The sequence below is a fragment of the Micromonospora sp. ATA51 genome, from assembly GCF_016802855.1.
GTDB lineage: Bacteria > Actinomycetota > Actinomycetes > Mycobacteriales > Micromonosporaceae > Micromonospora > Micromonospora sicca.
Map to the genome: position 1 here is coordinate 37,891 of NZ_JAEVHJ010000009.1, position 18,342 is coordinate 56,232.

Sequence of the window (18,342 nt, forward strand, 5' to 3'; positions counted from 1 at the left end):
AGCAGACGCTTGGCGTGAGCCGCGGACGCTACACCATGATCATGAGGCGGGACGAACAGGAGTTCCGTCAGGAGTACGAGGTGATCGCCGACGGCGACCGGTGTACCCGCATTAACTACTTTAGGGAACCGGACACGGATTGGGAGAAGAGGACGCACGGCAGCTGGATGGTGTGGGACGGCCAGGTCCTGCTCGACTACAACCCGAATGGCGAGCCGGCGTACACCCGGGTCGACGACCCGAACGCCGGCCAGCGGCCGGTCTACGTCCTCCGGGAGGGCTCGCAGCATTTCCGGCGGGCGTGCCCGGAGGCCCGCCGCTTGGGGACGCACACCCTACTCGGGCGTACCGCGGTCCGCCATGCCTGCGCCGCCTCGACCGACGAGGGCGGGACAGGGCCCGGCAAAGCCGTGAGGGTGTCGGGCTTGATCCGATCGGGAGAACCGGCCGGGGCTTGCCCGGCTGTTATCACCGCTTCGACCTGCTCGTCCGTGATCTTCCGGGCGGCGCCCGGACGAGGCTCGTCCGACAGTCCCTCCAAGCGGTCACGCACGAACCGGGCCCGCCACTTGTTCACCGTCTGCGGCCACACTCCCAACGCCGCGGCCACGTCCTTGTTCGTCGCGCCTTCCGCGCACGCCAACACGATCCGCGCCCGCAACGCCAACGCCTGCGCCGTCTTCGCCCGACGCGACCACGAAAGCAGCGTCTGACGCTCTACATCGGGCAACACGAGCTCGGCTTTCGGGCGACCTGCTCGTGGCATACCCGAAGCCCACCCAAATTCAGCAACGACCCCTGCCGGATGGGCGGGCTGAGCGAGGAGTGCGGCGATGCCGTCGATCATCCGCATCCGGTAGTCGCAGTAGGCGTCCTGGTCGCCAGCCTGGTCCTGACGCCAGCGGGTGGCCACGCAGCCGCCGCCTCACGTGGACCGGTACGCGCAGGTGGTGCACCGCCCCATCAGAGCCTTGCCCTGGTTCAGCAGCGGCAGCCGCCGCTGAGCCGCGACGACCGCCTTCTGCCCGGAAACCCGGTCCAAGTGGGTGAGCTGGGCCTGCGGCCAGGGCAAGTTCGTCACAACTGCCGAGCCGTCCGCTTGGATAAAGCGTGAAGACGTGGTCGCACTTCAGGCTGGAGAAGTGACAGAAGCCGGTATCCAGCCCCCGCAGCCGTCGGATGGTGGATACGGCCGGTTCCAGTTTCAGCCGGGCGAAGTGCCCGGCGCCGATCCAGCGGACGCTGGCGGCAAGCACGAACTCGGCGTACTGGTCTGGGGTGGTCGCCCACCCGGGCCCTTGCGAGCCGCGCAGAGCCGCGCGCTGAAGGAGCCGGCTCGCGGGAAGGCGCTGCCCTTGGGCGGCGGTGGGGCCCTGGACGGATGCATCGAAGCAGGGCACGAAGCTGACGGCGTTGATCGCCTCGAAGCCGGCGAGGTGGTCAAAGCGGCCTCGGCACGGCCGAGCACGGTCGGAGTGACCGCGGCGATCACGCCCACCCTTCGGCCGCGCTCGGCCAGCAGCCGCAGCGCGGCGGCTACGCGCGGGTACACCGCCCGGCCGTCGTAACCAACCGCCAGGCGTTGCCCGCCGCGTCCCCGTCGAGGGAGATGCCGATCTGGAGGCGCGGGTACAAGGGACTCGATCAGATCCAGCCACTGCTCATCGAGCAACACGCCGTTGGTCTGCATCGATACCCGCACAACGCTGGGCTGGGACGCCAGTTCGCGCAGGACCTTGGCGACATGGTCGCGTCCGGCCGTCAGCGGCTCGCCGCCATGCAGTTCGACGGCGAGCGGACGCCCCGAGAAGAGCTCGGTGAGCCGACGCACTTGACCGGCGTCGATCCGGGCTCCCCCGGGACCTCCTTGCGCTTCTCGTAGCAATACAGGCAGTCGATGTCGCGGGTCTCACCCCGTAGCTTCAGGATCACCGATACGGCACTGTCGGCGTCTTCGACGTCGAGGCCGCGGTACAGATGGGCCATCGGGTCGTGCTGTTCGGTGGTGCCGTACATCGGCTGCCTCCCAGGGGTGGCCGTGACCGGGCGGGGATCAGTCGTACAGGCGTCCTAGCATGGCGCCCTGGCCGGACTGGAGGATGTGGGCGGCCTCCAGCGGAATCCAGAAGCATTCGAAGTGCGTTGGCTCCTGCTCCCCGTCGTGGTCCTCCCGGCTCATCCACCGCTCCGACGTCGGCTCGGTGAGTTCCATGTGGAAGACGTGGCGGCGCTGGAGCTCGAACCGGTACGGGCTGATGTCGTACTCGGTTTCGCCGAGCTTTCGCACGATCTTGAAGTCCTTGAGGCCGGTTTCCTCCCGGGCCTCCCGCAGCGCCGCCGCCTCTGGCGCTTCGCCGGCGCGGATGCTGCCGGCCGGAACCTCGATGCCGACTTCCTCGTAGCTGTAGTCGGTGTGCCGGAAGACCAGCAGCTTGCCGTCACGTACGACGTAGCAGAGAACCTTGTCCTTGGTGACCCGCTCTGGCATAGGAAAACCTCTTTGGTCCAGCGACCCGAACCTGACGGCGATCGCCTCCGCTGCTTATCGGCGTTGCTGATGCCGTCGGACCTCTTCCTGGAGCACCGCTAGGCGGGCATGAAGATCCGCCAGTTCCGCTGCCACGTGCTGCGCGCGAACGTGCAGGTCGGCCAAATCCCGGCTGAGTTCGTCCTCGCCCTGATCCGAGACCGTCGCGGGCGCCTCCGCCGTCGTCATATCCGTCTCCCCACGGTTGAGCAACCCGCAGAGGGGCAGCGGGTTGCGCAGAACCTACCCAGACCGCCGAGCAGGAAAACCGCCACCCGTTCTCGGCGCCCGCCGGGCGAAAGCGCGGACCGAGCCCGCATGCGGGTTCAAGATCCAGAAGCGAGATCGGCGCGGCATCTGTCGGGCGGCGTGCAGGTGCATAGATGGGGCGCAGGAGTCGTGGGCCGTACCGGTTGGTCAGCTTGTCCGGCCGTTGCGCCACGTCACCAGCCCAGGCGGCGAGTGCTTCGATATTGTTACAGAGAACGGAAGCGTGGCGGCGGCGGCGTCGGGCACCTCGGCGGCGGCGGGAGGCCGCGGCTGCCGGGCTAGTCCACTGAGCGGACCAGCGGGGCGGGTCACGGCGACGCGGCCCGCCCCTTGCCTGTGTCGCAGTCCGCGCCGACCGGCGGCCGCACCTGCACGTCGGGGCACATGCGGCAGCGGATGACCAGGTGCCCGCCGCAGCGGCACGGCCATCATTCCCGCATCGGCGTGGTCGCCGACCCGCCGGCGTAGCCGTGCCCGTTGTGGCACCCCGCGGCTCGTCGCCGACCATTCGCGGACCTGGCGGTAGGGGAAGGCGACCACGTGCGGGTCGGCGCGGGCCCGCTGCACGAGGCGGCGCAGCTCGCGGGGGTGTCGGCGACGCGCTCGACGACGACCACCCCAGCGGGCGAGTTGTCGGCCCGGTTCCAGCGGATCGTGATGTGCCAGCGCGTGTGCCACTCCGCGAGGGCAGGCTACTCGTACAAATGTTCGACCAGGCTGGGAACCTACTGATCTGTGGAGCCCGGGACGCGCACGCCCGCGACGAGACGGCTACCAGCAGCTCACCGCCGAGCACACCCTCTGCAGCAAGCATCGCAGCTCGAAGGGCAGCATCGGCGTACTGCGAACTGCGCTGGAGCGACGCGTGGCCGGAGCAGAGCTGACGCCGCGCGAGCGTGGCCTGGTCCAAAGCGTGGTGGATGCGATGCTGCGCAAGCGCGGACACCCGGGCAGCCCCGAGCACACCGCCATACGCCGGCAGCAGGCCTGCGAGGCGGCGCGGCCCCGCCACCATCAGCTCGCGCAGCTGGTCGCGGCCCGGCTGGCCGGCCTGCCGCAGGACATCGGTATCAGCGACGTCGACCACGTGCTACGCCCGGTCGACGCTGACGAGGCCCACCTCGCGGGTGTGGTGGCGGGCTGGCCGACACCCCGCCCCGTCGCCCGCGTGGTCGCGCGCGCCGCCGCCGGAACCCTGGAGCAGCTGATCGACCGCGGCGTCATCGCCTCGGCGGAGGAGCTGGCGCGGCTCACCCCGCGGTTGGCGGCGGCGACCGCGGCTTCGGCGTACCCGGACCCGGCCCTGCGCATCCTGATGGACGCCACGTACCGTGCCTTCCGCAATCGCCGCTCCCTGTTGCTGCTGAACCTGGAGCACCAGGTACGCCTGGCCGAGCTGCCCTGGGTCCAGGCGGTCGCGTCCGCCCGGACCGATACCAGCGACACCCGCAACCAGGCGCGTCGCACCCTGGTCCGGCTGGCCTCCACCGCGGTCTGCGGGTTCCCGGCCACGGTGCTGCCCAACCCGCTCGTCGGGGAACTGTCGACGCTGTCGAAGCAGGCGAGCCTGCAGCTGCCGTGGGTCGAGGAGCTCGCGGCCGACATCTTCATGGGCAGGTTCTCGGCGAAGTTCCTCCAGGCGGCCAAACTCGCTGGCCGGCGGCTCGCGGGCAGCCTGTACGCGCGGTATTACGACATCGACTACCCGGCCATCGCCGCGATCGACGACACCAGCAGGCGGCTATTCCGGCGTACCCGGACCTTGGACGCCTTCGATCAGGTGTGCCGCGACCGGGCCAGCGCCCGCGGCAAGCGGTCGTGGTTCAACGTCGCGGCCAACGGGATCATCATCGAACAGGCGCAGATTCTGACCGCGCAAAACCTGGCCACGATCGCCGAGCTCGGCATCGACCTGCCCTCGGCGGACCTCGCGAAGCGGTGCCTGGACACCGTGCTGCGGCTGACGGCCCGCATCCACCACAACCCCCGGCCGCTGGGCACCGTCAAGAACACCGCGTACGCGTGGCGGCAGATGCTGTTCTTCCTGTCGCTGTCCTCCTGGGAGGAGCAGACGGCCTTCCCGGCCTACGCCGAGCAGTGGCTGGCCACCCAGCCAGACCACGTGCGGACCCGGCTGGCGCCGGCCGTGACCGGACTCGTGCACGTTATCAGCGGTGGAAAGTTCGACGCGGAGGGCAGGGCCGGCACGGGCCGACGGCTGCTCGCTGGACCACGACCGAGCACTGGATGCTCGACCCGGGACCGCGGGACTGAGGTTCAGCGAGGCAGGGGCTCGGTGTGGTGGGCTACGTGCTCCTGCTGGCGGGTGCCGACGTGGACGCCCGCGACGGGCGAGGGCGGCCGGCGTTGATGTACGTGGTCGAACGCGACGAGCAGCGGGTCATCGCGGCGCTTCTGCTGGGCGTTGCGACCATCGGCCCTATCCGACGAGACGGCCGCCCAGCATGAGCAGCACCGGTCCGAGGTGCTGGCGGAACTCGCCGACCGGTTCGACCCCGACCGCCTGCCGTGACCTGAGGTTCACCCGGGAGCTCTGACCGAGTCGGGCGCGAGGCTGGTGTTGGTGTGCGGGCGGCGGGGCCGAGTCGCTCGTACGCCGAGATCATCACCACCGGTTCCGAGGCTTGCAGGTCGGGGGAGCGCGGTGGTCGTCCCGGTCGGGTAGCTTCGCCGGGTGGTTGATCGAGCGGTGCGACCCGGCGATGTCGCGGTGATGAGGTTGTCAGACGGTGGATTTGGGGCATGTCAGGTTACCGGTGTCGAAGGCCGTGTGACGTCGGCGTATGCGCTGCGCTGGCACTCGGTAGCTCGGCCGAGCCTGGACGAGCTGCGCGGCGTTGAGCCGCTGACGCTTGACCATGCCCACGGCGGGCGCCTTGCTCACTTGTCGATTGGCAGCTGGCATGCGGTGCCGCCGGGGTACACCTGGATCGGAAGTCTGCCCGTCCCCGAGGGCGTGCCGGCGTTGTCGAACACGTACTCGGGCTGGCAGTCACTTGCCGACGATGTGGTCAGGCAGCGCCGCTGGGACCGGGAGTTACCGGCGGCAGTGAAGGCCGCCTACCGTGCGGCCGCCACCCGGGGTCAGGTCGACGTCGACTTCGGCGCCGGGGCGGCGACGCTCGGCGCGGCCACGCCTCGGCTGGACCTGAGCGGTGCGGGGTCGATGCGGGTGCCTACGTCCGGGTCGGTGCGGTGGTCCGCTCTCGATCAGCTGCCCCGCTGCACGGCGTTGACGTGGGCCGGCCCGGACCGTGGCCTCGCCCGGGCGTTGGCGGACCGTCCTGTTGTCTCGTCGCTGACGTGGCGGGAGGCCCCGCCGGTCGTGGATCTGGCCGACACCGGTCTGCAACATCTGTCGTTGGCTGGTGCGGATGTTCGCGAGGTGCGGCTGCCCCGTGGCCTGCATGGCCTTGAGCTGGCGGCAGTGGACCCGGGTCTGGCCGTGTACGCGGCGGACGGCGGCCGATGGCTTCATCTCGTCCTGACCGGCGCCGACGCGGAAACGACGGTTTCTGCAGGCCTGCACGGCGTTCGAGAGGTGGCGATGGACGGTGGCGGCACCATGTCCGCCACTGCCGTCCGGGAACTGAAGGAGTTGGAGAGCCTCCGGATCTACTGGCGCAAGCCACCGGGACAGCTGATCGACGCCGCTGCTCTGGCCGGTCTGACCCATCTGGCCGTCATCGAGCTTGTCGATGGCTACGGCCTGGACGCGGACACACTGCCTGACATGACCTCGCTGACGCAGCTGAGCATCAGCGGTCTACGCCGATCGATCGTGTCCGCCTTGAAAGCCCGGTACCGCGGTACCGGGGTGCGCCTGGTCATCGAAGGCGCGAAGCCCGACACGTGGCTGGCCGCCAACCTGAACAATCCGTTCCGGGACTGGGTCGACGACGATGCCCGAGGCGGAGCCGCCGCCTGCAAGGCATACGCCAGCGCGGTGCGCACCATCGACAAGCTTCCGCAGGACCGTGGTGGGCGTGCCGACGAAGCTGAAGCGGCCTTGCGCAAGCTGGTCGAGGCGCTCAACGGCATCGACCAGAAGTACGAGATCATCGACACGCTGCGCCGAGAGGAAGCCTTCGACGCGTTCATGGAACTCGCCGCCCGGGCCGAAGTCCCAGTGAATCTGGCCGACCAGTGGTTCGACGATTGGCGTGACTTCTAACCGACACGATCCGGCCCGCTGCCGCCGTCTCCGGCGACCCGAGATCAGACCAGGGCCACCGGTACCGGCTTCGCCTCCAGCGGTACGGTGACGCCAATGGGAATCACTAACCAGTTGCCGGTCGGGGCGGGATTGCCTAGCTTGCTCATCGTGCAGAGCATTGGTCCTGGTGCATACGGGTACGCCGGGTGAGTGGTCGTCTTCGCGAGATTGCTCGACAGACGGTCGCGATCGCCGAGTCGGGACGCTATCGCAATGGCGCCGGTGATGAGGTCGTCATCGGCGGGGCGGTACGTGCCGCGGTCGCCGGCACTCGTCATTACCTGTCGGACGAGGTGCTCGCGGTCAGGGACGCGGAGCCCGGCGCCGGCAAGGTGGAGGTGACGTACGAGTCGACGTTGCAGGCAGCCCTTCGGCTTGGGCCTGGTGCGGCTTGTCTGGTTTTCGCGTCGGCGAAGAACCCGGGTGGCGGTTTCCTGGGCGGGGCGAAAGCGCAGGAGGAGAGCATCGCTCGCTCATCAGCGCTTTACCCATGTCTACTTGCCGCGCCGGAGTTCTATGCGTTCCACCGCGGGCAGCGGGATCTGCGTTACAGCGACAGGGTCATCTACTCCCCGGCCGTGCCGGTGTTCCGGGACGACAAGGGCAACCTGCTCGACCAGCCGTACACGACGTCGTTTCTGACAGCTGCGGCGCCGAACCTTGGCGCGATCCTCCGCAACCAGCCCGAGCACGCTGCGGACGTGCCGGCGGTGCTGGTCCGGCGTGCCCGGCGGGTGCTGGAGGTCGCGGCTGCGCACGGGCGTCGAACGATGGTGTTGGGCGCGTGGGGGTGCGGGGTGTTCCGCAACGATCCCGCTACGGTGGCCGGCGCGTTCGCCGACGCGCTGCAGGTGGTCGACCGATTCGACCAGGTGGTGTTCGCCATCCGCGACGGCCTGCCGGGCACACCCGTGTATCGCACGTTCGTGGAACGCTTTCCAGGAACTCCCGTGGACTCGGCGGGTGGTAAGGATCGAGGGTGAGCGTCGCAGGGTCCGCCGGACCCCGCAGGAGAAGAAGCAGCTCAGCTACGAGCACGACCGGCGGAACAACTACGGCGAGAACGACAAGAGTTCCGCACGAGCATTCGCCGTAACAAGCGCTACCCGAACCGGTCGAACCGCCACCACGAGCGGCAGGTGCTCGACGGAGCGGCTGGTCCGGTGGACGAGCGTGTCGCGGATGTGGTCGAGCAGGCGCTGTACGTCAAGCGCCGGCGACGGTGGCGCAAGTGGCCGGACATACCGTTGGGTGTCCACGTCGAGGCGGCTCTGGAGCGCCGGCAGCAGATGGAAGGCGGCCGCAGCGAGCAGTTGGAGGCGAGGCTGCAACGCCTGCGGGGGCGGGGTGGGCGTTGTCCCGAGCAGGGCAAGCGTGGCTTACATGGCTGAGGCCGCCGGTGCACCCCGGATCCGGTTCCGGTTCGAGCTCCGCCCGCTGGCCCAGGTGCATCCATGGGGCCGGGATCGGCGAACGCTGCACTGGTTCGGCCTGACCGATGGCTGGTATTGGATCGAGCTGAACGGCCACGAGCTGCTGCGCTATTCCGACCAGACGGTGCGCCGCTGGCAGGCCGACGGCTATGAGGGCCTGCCCTACGTCGACTACTACGTGGCTCGGCTGTGGGAAGACCTGTTGCAGTTGCTGCCCGCGGTACTCGAGCCGGTGCCCGCCAACCTGGTGCCGTTCATCGAAGCCGACTTCACCGGCTGGCAGGAGCGGGGTGAGCATGAGGAGGTCTTCACCGCCGAGGTCTGGTACGGCAACCGCGTTCTTGATTTGGGCTATCGGCGCAACGGCCCGGTGATTCGATGGTGGCGCACCATCATCAACGGTGCCGACGCGGTGACCGTCGACTGGTGGAATCGACGCTGCGAACATGACATTAATGTCACGTTCGCCGACCCGGTGAGGGGCCGGCTGGTCCTCACCACCGAGGAGTTCATCGACGCCGTGCGGGATCTTGACCGCGACTTGATGGCGGCGATGCACGAGCGGATCCCAGTGCTGGAAGAGCGGCGCGTCGTACTGCCTGATGTCGAGTTGGACCGGACCGCGCTGCGTGCCGAGCACCATCACCGCACCACCTGGTTGCAGCACGCCCTGGACCGGCTTTTGGAAACCGACTGGGTAGCAGTCAGAGCCGGGTCAGCCTTGCTGAGACGCGCCTCATGACCATCAACGACGCCAGCGGCGCGCAAGCGAGGGTTGAGGCCGGTGTGTAGATGGGCGTGACACGCCGGTGACGTACACGCTCCAGGTCTCGGGCTAATCGCACGAGCGAGCGGGCATCCACGGCCGACGGTTCGGTCTTGCTGCTTGACCGCTGCCGTTGGCTGTGGCGTCGCCGACGACGTCCATGCACTTGTCGAACACTCGGACGGCGCCGTCGGGACGTATCGGCCACTGCTGCCCGGGTACGCCGTTGCAGGTCCACAGCTGTACCTTGTTCCCGCTGGTGCAGTCGGTGTTGGTGAAACCAAAAGCAACAGCCGTTCGCCGACCTGGCCGGCGCCGACTCCATTGCCCGCGGTGCACCCGTGCAGAACCGTCGCGGGTCGGGCGCCACGTCAGCTCATGCCCTGCCGATTGGCACGCCGAACGTGTCCACCCCGGCGCCCAAGGCCCGGTCGATCGCTTCGGGAGCGAGCACCCGCGCGGCGATGAGCTGGGCCAGCCCCACTGTGGCGGCACGTTCGCCGAGCTCGCTCGGGACGATCCGCAGCGCTTCGGTGCTGCGGTGCAGCGTGATGTCCCGTACCTGCGCGTCGACCACCTTGACGACGTTCGGCAGGCCCCCGATGATCCCGCCCAGCACGAGTGTGCGGGGGTTGATCATCGCGATGAGCGAGGCGAGGACCATGCCGACCTTCCGGGCGGCGCTGTCGAGCAGTCCGTTGATTTTTGGCTCGTCGGCGCGGTGGACCAGGTCGTTCAGGCTTTTGACTCCGTCAGCGCGCAGCTCCCTGAGCAGCGTGTGCCCCGACGCGTACGCGGCGAGGCAGCCCCGCCGGCCACACCGGCATTGCGGCCCCGACGTGGTCAGTTTGATGTGACCGATGTCGCCGGCAGCGCCGTCGTCCCCGGCGGCTACGGTGCCACCAACGATCAGGCCGGCACCGATGCCGGTCGACCATTTGACCCCCAGCAGCGTCTCGCCGTGGTGCTGGGTCGCCTCGCCGAGCACCAGTGCCCGGGCGTCGTTCTCCAGCACCATCGGCACGTCCCAGTGCTCGCGGATCCGCTCTAAGATCGGGTACGCGTGCCAGCCGGAAAGGATGGGGATCGGTCCGGGTAGGCCGGTCACCGGTGAGATGGGCCCGGGCAGCCCGACTCCGATGCCAATAAGTCGCTCCTCGGTGTTGCCGGGCATCAGCTTGAGGGCGAGCGAGATGAGCTGATGCATCACCTTTTCGGGCGGGGCGGTGGTGATGTCGAAGCGGCACTGGGCCGAGCGAAGCTCCCGTCCGTGCACCCCGGTAAGGCTGACCCGGCCGTGGGTGTGCCCGACGTCGAACGTCAGCACGACCAGGGGGCGGTCATTGAACCGGAGGAGTTGGGCGGGGCGGCGCCCATGGAGGCGGTCGCGCGGCCGCGCAGACAAGGCCGGTGCGGAACAGCGGTGCGATCCGGTCAAGAAGCGTGGGTCGGGACATTCCGGTGGCGTCCAGTAACTGCTGCCGGGTCCAGGCCGGCTTCGACCGGATCAGTGCCAGCAGATGACCAGGGGTGGCACCCATGGTGCGGGCGGGCGCGCTGGCGGTCGTGCCGTTCATCCTTGACCCCTTGACAAGCCGGTTACTGGCATGTGAACTTACGCCACCCCACTTTACAAAAGCGGTCTTACATAACTCGGCGCGGTACCGGGAGATGCAGTGACGAACAGTATGCATGACTTCACGATCAGCCGTCGTGGGCTGCTCGGCGTCGGGCTCACCGCCTTGGCCGCCCCCACCCTGGTCGCCTGCGGAGGCGTGTCGACCAGCGGTGGCGGCGGCAGCGGCGCGCTGAATTTCCTGTCCAGCCAGTTCAATCCTGGACGAGGTAACGCGGTCGGTGAGGATCTTCTCGAACCGCTGGCGCTCCTCAACTGCAAAGTCGCGTTCAACCCGGTGGACCCGAGCGTCTTCTCCTCGACGCTTCAGTCTCAGGTCGACGCCGGCAAGGTCCAGGTCAGCCTCGTCGGGGCGCTGCACGGTGAGCTGGCGCAGCACGCGTCGCGCCTCATCGACCTGGATGACGTTCAGTCCTCGCTCACCGACCGCGGTTTCGCCACGGACATCCTTGAGCTGGGCCGGTTGGGCGGTTCGACGACCAAGTACATCCCCTGGATGCAGGCGTCGTACGTCATGGCAATCAACAAGAAGGCGCTGCAGTGGCTGCCGGCCGGCGCCGACCCGCAGAACCTCACGTACGACCAGCTGCTCGCCTGGGTGACGGCGGCGCGCCGGGGCAACGGCGGCAAGCCGGTTTTCGGCTTGCCGTGCGGGCCGAAGGGCCTCTACCACCGGTTCTTGCAGGGCTTCCTCCTACCCAGCTTCACCGGCGGCCAGATCGCCACCTTCCACAGCCCGGAGGCGGTCCAGGCCTGGCAGTTCATGAAGGAACTGTGGGCCAACACCGCGCCTGCTTCCACCAACTACGACTTCATGCAGGAGCCGTTGCAGCGCGGCGAGGTCCTCATGGCGTGGGAGCACGTCGCCCGGGTGGCCGCAGCGCCCAAGGCGAAGCCCGACGACTGGCTGCTGGTGCCCGCCGCACGCGGCCCGAAAGGGCTCGGCTACATGCTCGTCGTGGCCGGACTCGGTATTCCGCGCAACGCGCCGGAGGCCGACAAGGCCAAAGAGGCGATCAGAGCCCTCACCCTGCCGGACACCCAGGTGGACGTGCTGCGCAACAACAGCTTCTTCCCCGTCGTCAAGGCCACCCTGCCGAGCGACCTGCCGCAGGCCGTGAGCCTGGAGGCCGCGGCCGTGCAGAAGCAGCAGAACGCGGATGAGGCGATCGTCTCCCTGCCGCCGGTCGGCCTGGGTGCAAAGGACGGCGAGGTCTCGCAGATCTTCCAGAACACGTTCAAGCAGATCTGCATCGACCGTAAGCCGATCCAGCAGGTCCTCGACAGCCAGGCCAAGGCGCTCAACACCATCCTCGACGAGCTCAAGGTGCCGTGCTGGAAGCCCGACCCGGCCGGCGCCGCCTGCCGGGTGGGCTGATGACGACCGCGACCCGGCCGACCGACGAGCAGCCGGCGGACGAGCGGACGGAGGCGCCTCGGGCCGCCAGGTCCCCCCGGCGCCGGCCCCGTCTGCCCGCCCCGCTCCTGCTGATCGCGCCCTCGATCCTGTTCATGACGGCACTGTTCGCCTGGCCGATGGTCGTCGGAATCAGCCAGGCGTTCAGCGGCGGCGACGGGCCCACCTCGGCCTACCTGCGCCAGATGCTCGACGATCCGCACTTCTGGCCCGCGGTCCGCAACACCGTCCTGCTGATCGTGGTCCTCATCCCGCTGCAGTTCGTCCTCGCGCTCACCATGGCGCTGCTGGTACGCGCGAAGCCGCGCTTCATCAACGTCCACTTCTTCGTGTGGGTCATTCCGCTGGCGATCAGCGACCTGGCCGCCGGTCTGGTCTGGCTTTCGATCTTCACCGATCAGGGTTACCTCAACTCGATGCTTCACCACCTCGGCTTCGGTGGCTACGCCTGGCTGTCCTACGAACACCCGACCACGATGTACCTCGCTGTGGTGGTGGCCGAACTGTGGCGCGCCACGTCGCTGGTCTTCGTCATCGTCGTCGCCGGGCTGCAGGGCATCCCCAGGGACTACGACGAGGCGGCGGAGATCTTCGGCGCAGGGTACTGGCAGCGGCTGCGCCACGTGCTGTTGCCTCAGCTCCGCCCGAGCCTGCAGGTCGCGATCATCCTCCGGACGATCCTCGCCCTGCAGACCTTCGCGGTGGCGCAGGCGCTCGCCGGCCGGGACTTTCCCCTGCTGGTCGGCGAGACCTACCACTGGTACACCGCGTTGCAGAACCCCAACGTCTCCGCGGCCATCGCGCTCGTGGTCCTGGCGGTGTCCATGGTGACCTCGATCGCGTACCTGTGGCTGCTGCGCCCCAAGAACGAGGTGGAGGCACGATGAGCTCGCGCCGGCGCCGCAACGCGCTGCTGCTGCAGGCGGCCTGTGTCACGGTGACGCTTTTCATGGGCATACCGCTGTACCTCATCGCGCTCGCCGCGCTGTCCAGTCGCGAGGCGCTCAACCGGTTCCCGCTGCCGCTCCTGCCGACCGACATCTCCAGCGACACCATGGCGACGTTCCTGTCGTCCACGGGCGTGATCGGCAGTTTCATCAACTCGCTGACCGTCGGGATCAGCACGCTGTTGCTCTCCCTGCTGCTCGGTGTTCCCGCCGGCTACGCCCTGGCCCGATACGTCTTCCGCGGCCGCAACCCGTACCAGTGGTTCCTGCTGTTCACGCGGGCCTTGCCGATCGTGGTGCTGTCCGTGCCGCTCGCCCAGTTGTTCCTGACCGTCGGGCTCTACGACACCACGTACGCGGTGACCCTGCTGCACACCGCACTGGCGCTGCCCACCACGGTGCTGATAACGGCGGCTATCTTCGTCGCGGTACCGCGGGACCACGAAGAGGCGGCCACGATTTTTGGAGCCTCCGCCGTGCAGGCGTTCGTGCGTGTGGTGCTGCCACAGGCCCTGCCCGGTATCGCCGCGGCGGCGATGTTCACGTTCGTCCTGTCATGGAACGAGGTGCTCGGCGCCGCGATCCTCACCCTCAATCAGCGCACCCTGCCGGCCCAGGTGCTCTCTACCCTCAGCTGGTCCCCGCTGGCATTCCGCTTCGCCGGAGGGTTCGCGCTCGTGCTCCCCGCGCTGCTGTTCATCGCAGTGATGCGCAAGTACCTGCTCAACATGTGGGGGACCACGCTTCGATGACCGGCACCGGTTCGACAAACGACAGCCTGGAGGGCCACCGATGGCCGACATTGTGATCGATGACCTGGTGAAGACCTATCCCGGCGGGAAGGTACGCGCCACCGACGCGATCTCGTTGACCGTTGCCGACGGTGAGTTCCTTGTCCTGGTCGGCCCCAGCGGCTGTGGCAAGACCACGCTGCTGCGGATGGTGGCCGGCCTGGAGACGCCGGACAGCGGCGCCATCCGCATCGGCGGTCGGGATGTCACCGATGTACCCGTGCGGCGGCGCAACATCTCCATGGTGTTCCAGTCATACGCGATCTTCCCGCACATGAAGGTCCGGCAGAACATCGGCTTCGGGCTTTCCATGCGCAACGTGCCGAAGGCGGAGATCGACCAGCGAGTCCGCCGCGCCGCCGAGGTGCTCGAACTCGGCGACTACCTCGACCGGTACCCGGCGCAGCTCTCCGGCGGCCAGCGGCAGCGGGTGGCGGTGGCCCGGGCGATCGTGGTCGACGCCGACGTGCTGTTGATGGACGAGCCGCTGTCCAACCTGGACGCGCTGCTGCGGCTGCAATTCCGGGCCGAGCTGAAGAAGATCGTCCGGCAGCTCGGCACCACGACGGTCTACGTCACCCACGACCAGGCCGAGGCGATGTCGCTCGGGGACCGGATCGCGGTGATGCGGTCGGGCCGGATCGCCCAGCTCGGATCTCCGATCGAGGTGTATGACCAGCCGAGCGACCAGTTCGTCGGCGGGTTCCTCGGCGCTCCACCGATGAACTTCATCCCCGCCCAGGTACGGGCGGCCAACGGACCCGGCGGGCCGACGCTGCGGGTGGGCGACCAGAGCTTGTCCGGCCCGATGCAGCTGGACGCGTACCGCGACCAGGACGTGCTGGTCGGGGTGCGCGCGGAGAACATCCAGGTGTCCACGTCACCCGTCGACGGCTGGGTCGCAGCCCAGGTCGAGGTGGTCGAGCCGACCGGTGCGGCCGTGCTGCTGACCGTGCAGCTCGACGAACACCGGCTGAAGGTCCAGGCGCCGCCGGGGTTCCAGGTGGAGCCGGACAGCAAGGTCTGGCTCACCTGCCCGCCGCAGAGCCTGCGTTTTTACGACCCCACGACCGGTCTCGCGCTGGTGACGGCCCCGTGACCACCACCACCGCGATCTCGCCGTCCGCCCTAGCGGCCAGCGCTGCGTACATTCTGCGCGGCAACGACACGGGCCAGCTGACCACGGCGGCCCCCAAGCTGTACCCACACCTGTGGAGCTGGGACGCCGCGTTCGTCGCGGTCGGGCTGGCCACGGTGTCCGTACCGCGGGCGATCGCCGAGCTGCGGACACTGCTGAGCGCCCAGTGGCGTACCGGGATGTTGCCGCACATCGTGTTCGGACCGGACACCGGCTATTTCCCCGGTCCAGCGATCTGGGAGTCTGGCATCGCGGCGGCTGCGCCCGCCGGCGTGCAGACCTCCGGCATCTGCCAGCCGCCGGTGCACGCGATCGCGGTCCGACGGGTCCTCGACGCGGGCCGGCGCAACGGGGGCACCGACCGGGAACTGGCCGAACGGTTCGTCGCCGAGACGTTCGACCGGTGGTTGGCCTGGCACCGGTGGCTGGCCACCGCGCGCGACCCGCGCGGGCGAGGACTGATCGAGATCCACCACGGCTGGGAGTCCGGGATGGACAACTCGCCGCGGTGGGACCACGCCTACGCTGCGGTGGTGCCCCGGGAGGACCTGCTGTCGGGTCGGTCCCGGCCCGACCTGGAACACGTACGCGACGCCGGACAGCGCCCCACCGACGCCGAGTACCGCCGCTACCTGTGGCTGGTGCACCAGATGAAGCAGGCCCGCTACGACGACGACGCGGTACGCGAGACGGTCGACTTCCGCATGACGGACGTGTTCATGTCCGGCATCGCTGCTGTGGCGAGCGATGTTCTGGCCGAGGTGGGCGACGAGCTGAGCCGCGACGCGGAGGCCGCCGAGCTGCGCGGACTGGCGGACCGGTTGCGGGCCGGCGTCCTGTCCACCGTCTCGCCCGAGACCGGGCTCGCCCGGGACGAGGACGTCCGCAGCGGTACGCTGCTCGACATTCCGAGCATCGGCGGGTTCGCCCCCCTGCTGTGCGGAGGCGATCCCGCGTCGTGGAGCGGCAGATTCGCCTGCTCTGTGGGCCCGACTGGTGCGGCCACCCGGGCCTGCGGTACGCGGTGCCACCGTCGACCTCGCCCCGGTTCCCCGGCTTCGCTCCGAAGACGTACTGGCGTGGTCCGCAGTGGCCGGTCATCAACTGGTTGCTGTACTGGGCGCTCGAGCGGCAGGGCCAGGTCGACCTCGCCGCGCGCATTCGGGAGGAGTCGCTGCGCCAACTCTCCGACCTCGCGTTCGGCGAGTACTACGAACCGTCCACCGGGGAGGCGCTGGGCAGTTCGTACCAGTCATGGACCGCTGCGGTGGCCCTCGACTGGCTCATCTGGGACCGGTAACCCGGGCTCGCTCGCAACCTCAAGGCAGGGAGTGTCCGAATTCATTGGTCTGTTCGTAGGCGGTGGGGCTGAGGTAGCCCAGCGCCGAGTGGCGGCGTCGGTGGTTGTAGAAGGCAATCCACCGGAACACGTCGCGGCGGGCGTCAGCCCCGGATGTCCAGCAGCGTGGTCGACGTCGAGTTCACGCTTGAGGGTGGCGAAGAACGCCTCGGCCAGGGCGTTGTCGTACGACGAGCTGATCCGGCCCATCGAGCGGCGGACGCCGTGGCGACGGCAGGCGTCGGCGAAGTCGCCGCTGGTGTTGCCAGCCGCGATCGGAATGAAAGACCAGGCCCGAGGCGGGCCGGCGGCGTACGAGGGCGTCGGTGAGGGCGGCGTCGACCAGGTCGGTGCGCAGGTGATCGGCGACCGCCCAGCCGACGACCCGGCGGGAGGCCAGATCGATGACGGTGGCAAGGTACAGCCATCCCTCTCACGTGATGATGTAGGTGATATCGCCGCACCACCTGGTGTCGACCTGCGCCGGGTTCGTGGCGAAGTCACACTGGATGAGGTCCGGGCGCGCCTCGGCGGCCGGGTCCGCGATGGTGGTGGTGCGCCACCGGCGCGGGCACCTGCCCGCCAGCCCGGCGGTGCGCCTGTTAACGCCTGGATCCGCCCATCTGGATTGGTCAGTGCGTTGGCAATCCGTTCCGCCCGGTCGGCGTCACCCGGTATGGCCACAGCCCCGGCGACGATGGTCAGCTCTGCGGTGCCGCCGTCGGGGTTCGGGATCGCGCGGGCGGCCCTCTCGGCTTTCGCGGCGCAGAGCTAACCATCCTGCTCGGCTCCGCCAACCGCGACCCGGCACGCTACCCCGACCCGCACCGGTTCGACCCGGACCGTCCGAACATTCAGCCGGTCTCGTTCGGCGGCGGCGCCCACTACTGTCTCGGCGCGCCGCTGGCCCGGCTGGAGGCGCAGGTCGCGTTCCCGCTGCTGCTGACCATGCTGCCCCGGCTGAGCCTGGCCGGCGCCGTTGCATTATCGGATCGGTGGACGTTTTGAACCCGTGTCGGGTCCGCGGTCAGATCGCTTGGGCGAGTTCGGTGAACGCAGCGGCGACCCGCGCAGCGGGCGGGGCGTCGACGGCGAGTTCGTAGTGTCCGCGTCGGAGGTTCTGCATGAACGCGTGTCCGGCGATGACCACTTGTGCTGTCTTGTCCGCTTGTAGCCCGCGCATCGGTCTCAGTCGGTGTTTGAGCTGGCTGTGATCAGCCTCGATCGGATTGTTCGCGTACCGCTCGACGTGGTGCCATGCCTGCGGGATCAGCTCGTCCAGGACGCCGGGGTAGACCGCGGCGGCGTCGGTGACCACCTCCGCGGGTGTCACCTTCAACGTCGACAGCGCCTGGCGGAAGAACCGCCGGGCCGCGCCGGAGTCGCGGCGGGTCGAGACCAGCACGTCGATGACCTGCCCGTACTGGTCGACCGCCCGGTACACGTAGCCACACGCCGTTCACCTTGACGTACGTCTCATCAACGAACCACCTGTCGCCTGGTGAGTGCCGGCAGAAGCGGGCGGCGTTGGCCAGCAGCGGGGTGAACCGCTGCACCCACCGGTAGACGGTGACGTGATCGACCTCGACGCCCCGTTCGAGCAGGAGTTCCTCAACGTCGCGATACGAGAGGTTGAAGCGCAGATACCAGCGCACCGCGACCACGATCATCTCCGGCGGGAACCGGAACCCGGCGAACGCCGACTTCGGAGGCAGCCACGGGTCAGGTCGGGCCGATGACTTCACTGCTCAAGACTGCCTCGATGTTGGCGACGCTCAACGCAACGGAGCCGTGGCCCCGAGCGAGGGGCCGATATGATCGGCGGGATACGTGGAGCGCCG

Annotated in this window: 17 protein-coding genes and 4 pseudogenes; 12 read left to right on the top strand and 9 right to left on the bottom strand. The window is 68.8% G+C overall.

Translation table 11 applies throughout. The features are described 5' to 3' along the window. Positions 1 to 262 precede the first annotated feature (262 nt). From JNW87_RS03355 to JNW87_RS03375, 5 genes are all read right to left on the bottom strand, one after another. Positions 263 to 853 carry a helix-turn-helix domain-containing protein gene (locus JNW87_RS03355; RefSeq protein ID WP_309233894.1) on the bottom strand — a complete coding sequence of 197 codons (591 nt, stop codon included), beginning with the start codon at positions 851 to 853 and terminating at the stop codon, positions 263 to 265. Between the two features lie 72 nt (positions 854 to 925). Next, positions 926 to 1,081 carry a hypothetical protein gene (locus JNW87_RS03360; protein WP_238452963.1) on the bottom strand — a complete coding sequence of 52 codons (156 nt, stop codon included), beginning with the start codon at positions 1,079 to 1,081 and terminating at the stop codon, positions 926 to 928. Positions 1,082 to 1,761: 680 nt separating this feature from the next. After that, entirely contained in the window at positions 1,762 to 2,016 is a 255-nt protein-coding gene (locus JNW87_RS03365) for a hypothetical protein (RefSeq protein WP_238452964.1), read from the bottom strand. A 37-nt stretch (positions 2,017 to 2,053) separates the two neighbouring features. After that, positions 2,054 to 2,488 (bottom strand): NUDIX domain-containing protein, encoded by a 435-nt coding sequence (locus JNW87_RS03370; RefSeq protein ID WP_238452965.1) that lies wholly within the window; start codon positions 2,486 to 2,488, stop codon positions 2,054 to 2,056. Positions 2,489 to 2,542: 54 nt separating this feature from the next. Then, positions 2,543 to 2,716 (bottom strand): hypothetical protein, encoded by a 174-nt coding sequence (locus JNW87_RS03375; protein WP_238452966.1) that lies wholly within the window; start codon positions 2,714 to 2,716, stop codon positions 2,543 to 2,545. Between the two features lie 946 nt (positions 2,717 to 3,662). On the opposite strand from JNW87_RS03375, the gene JNW87_RS03380 reads away from it, so the two are divergent. The 5 genes from JNW87_RS03380 (at position 3,663) to JNW87_RS03400 (ending at position 9,209) form a co-directional block, all read left to right on the top strand. Next, complete coding sequence (locus JNW87_RS03380; protein ID WP_238452967.1) at positions 3,663 to 5,168, top strand: hypothetical protein; 1,506 nt, start codon at positions 3,663 to 3,665, stop codon at positions 5,166 to 5,168. A gap of 324 nt (positions 5,169 to 5,492) precedes the next feature. Then, positions 5,493 to 6,992 carry a hypothetical protein gene (locus JNW87_RS03385; RefSeq protein WP_238452968.1) on the top strand — a complete coding sequence of 500 codons (1,500 nt, stop codon included), beginning with the start codon at positions 5,493 to 5,495 and terminating at the stop codon, positions 6,990 to 6,992. Positions 6,993 to 7,180: 188 nt separating this feature from the next. Continuing rightward, on the top strand, positions 7,181 to 8,017 hold the full coding sequence (locus JNW87_RS03390; protein ID WP_238452969.1) for a TIGR02452 family protein: 837 nt from the start codon (positions 7,181 to 7,183) through the stop codon (positions 8,015 to 8,017). A gap of 180 nt (positions 8,018 to 8,197) precedes the next feature. Next, positions 8,198 to 8,425 (top strand): hypothetical protein, encoded by a 228-nt coding sequence (locus tag JNW87_RS03395; RefSeq protein WP_238452970.1) that lies wholly within the window; start codon positions 8,198 to 8,200, stop codon positions 8,423 to 8,425. Continuing rightward, complete coding sequence (locus tag JNW87_RS03400; RefSeq protein ID WP_238452971.1) at positions 8,418 to 9,209, top strand: DUF5984 family protein; 792 nt, start codon at positions 8,418 to 8,420, stop codon at positions 9,207 to 9,209. Before JNW87_RS03395 ends, JNW87_RS03400 begins: the two co-directional genes overlap by 8 nt. Positions 9,210 to 9,609: 400 nt before the next feature. On the opposite strand, the gene JNW87_RS03405 is transcribed toward JNW87_RS03400, so the two are convergent. Beyond that, positions 9,610 to 10,560: an ROK family protein gene (locus tag JNW87_RS03405; protein WP_238452972.1), complete on the bottom strand. Its 951-nt coding sequence runs from the start codon at positions 10,558 to 10,560 to the stop codon at positions 9,610 to 9,612. Between the two features lie 415 nt (positions 10,561 to 10,975). Here JNW87_RS03405 and JNW87_RS03410 point away from each other — a divergent pair, with 415 nt between their 5' ends. The 6 genes and pseudogenes from JNW87_RS03410 to JNW87_RS41285 all read left to right on the top strand — a co-directional run bounded on the left by JNW87_RS03410 (position 10,976) and on the right by JNW87_RS41285 (position 16,462). Then, positions 10,976 to 12,247, top strand: a complete 1,272-nt coding sequence (locus JNW87_RS03410; protein ID WP_238452973.1) for an ABC transporter substrate-binding protein — start codon at positions 10,976 to 10,978, stop codon at positions 12,245 to 12,247. Next, positions 12,247 to 13,173, top strand: a complete 927-nt coding sequence (locus JNW87_RS03415) for a carbohydrate ABC transporter permease (protein ID WP_238452974.1) — start codon at positions 12,247 to 12,249, stop codon at positions 13,171 to 13,173. The genes JNW87_RS03410 and JNW87_RS03415 overlap by 1 nt, the downstream gene beginning before the upstream one ends. Then, positions 13,170 to 13,985 (top strand): carbohydrate ABC transporter permease, encoded by an 816-nt coding sequence (locus JNW87_RS03420; protein WP_238452975.1) that lies wholly within the window; start codon positions 13,170 to 13,172, stop codon positions 13,983 to 13,985. Before JNW87_RS03415 ends, JNW87_RS03420 begins: the two co-directional genes overlap by 4 nt. A 40-nt stretch (positions 13,986 to 14,025) precedes the next feature. Further along, the gene (locus JNW87_RS03425; RefSeq protein WP_238452976.1) at positions 14,026 to 15,123 is read left to right on the top strand and encodes an ABC transporter ATP-binding protein; all 1,098 of its coding nucleotides are present in this window, start codon (positions 14,026 to 14,028) and stop codon (positions 15,121 to 15,123) included. Next, positions 15,120 to 16,106: pseudogene (locus JNW87_RS41280) on the top strand (hypothetical protein); the annotation flags it as partial. The gene JNW87_RS03425 and the pseudogene JNW87_RS41280, both read left to right, overlap by 4 nt. A gap of 80 nt (positions 16,107 to 16,186) precedes the next feature. Beyond that, on the top strand, positions 16,187 to 16,462 hold the full coding sequence (locus JNW87_RS41285; RefSeq protein ID WP_375373455.1) for a glycoside hydrolase 100 family protein: 276 nt from the start codon (positions 16,187 to 16,189) through the stop codon (positions 16,460 to 16,462). A gap of 19 nt (positions 16,463 to 16,481) precedes the next feature. Here the strand turns inward: JNW87_RS41285 and JNW87_RS41290 are convergent. Together JNW87_RS41290 and JNW87_RS41295 are read right to left on the bottom strand one after the other, a co-directional pair. Next, a pseudogene (locus JNW87_RS41290) lies at positions 16,482 to 16,610 on the bottom strand (integrase core domain-containing protein); the annotation flags it as partial. Positions 16,611 to 16,643: 33 nt separating this feature from the next. Continuing rightward, the gene (locus JNW87_RS41295; RefSeq protein ID WP_375373456.1) at positions 16,644 to 16,925 is read right to left on the bottom strand and encodes a DDE-type integrase/transposase/recombinase; all 282 of its coding nucleotides are present in this window, start codon (positions 16,923 to 16,925) and stop codon (positions 16,644 to 16,646) included. A 347-nt stretch (positions 16,926 to 17,272) separates the two neighbouring features. Between JNW87_RS41295 and JNW87_RS03430 the strand changes: the two are divergent. Continuing rightward, positions 17,273 to 17,509 (top strand): annotated as a pseudogene (locus JNW87_RS03430) (cytochrome P450); the annotation flags it as partial. 19 nt (positions 17,510 to 17,528) lie between these two features. Here the strand turns inward: JNW87_RS03430 and JNW87_RS03435 are convergent. Further along, a pseudogene (locus tag JNW87_RS03435) lies at positions 17,529 to 18,171 on the bottom strand (IS6 family transposase). Positions 18,172 to 18,342 lie beyond the last annotated feature (171 nt).

Coding starts and splice junctions, on each gene's coding strand:
- JNW87_RS03355 (WP_309233894.1), bottom strand. CDS start 853: ATGCGGATGATCGACGGCATCGCCGCACTCCTCGCTCAGCCCGCCCAT.
- JNW87_RS03365 (WP_238452964.1), bottom strand. CDS start 2,016: ATGTACGGCACCACCGAACAGCACGACCCGATGGCCCATCTGTACCGC.
- JNW87_RS03370 (WP_238452965.1), bottom strand. CDS start 2,488: ATGCCAGAGCGGGTCACCAAGGACAAGGTTCTCTGCTACGTCGTACGT.
- JNW87_RS03375 (WP_238452966.1), bottom strand. CDS start 2,716: ATGACGACGGCGGAGGCGCCCGCGACGGTCTCGGATCAGGGCGAGGAC.
- JNW87_RS03400 (WP_238452971.1), top strand. CDS start 8,418: ATGGCTGAGGCCGCCGGTGCACCCCGGATCCGGTTCCGGTTCGAGCTC.
- JNW87_RS03415 (WP_238452974.1), top strand. CDS start 12,247: ATGACGACCGCGACCCGGCCGACCGACGAGCAGCCGGCGGACGAGCGG.
- JNW87_RS03420 (WP_238452975.1), top strand. CDS start 13,170: ATGAGCTCGCGCCGGCGCCGCAACGCGCTGCTGCTGCAGGCGGCCTGT.
- JNW87_RS03425 (WP_238452976.1), top strand. CDS start 14,026: ATGGCCGACATTGTGATCGATGACCTGGTGAAGACCTATCCCGGCGGG.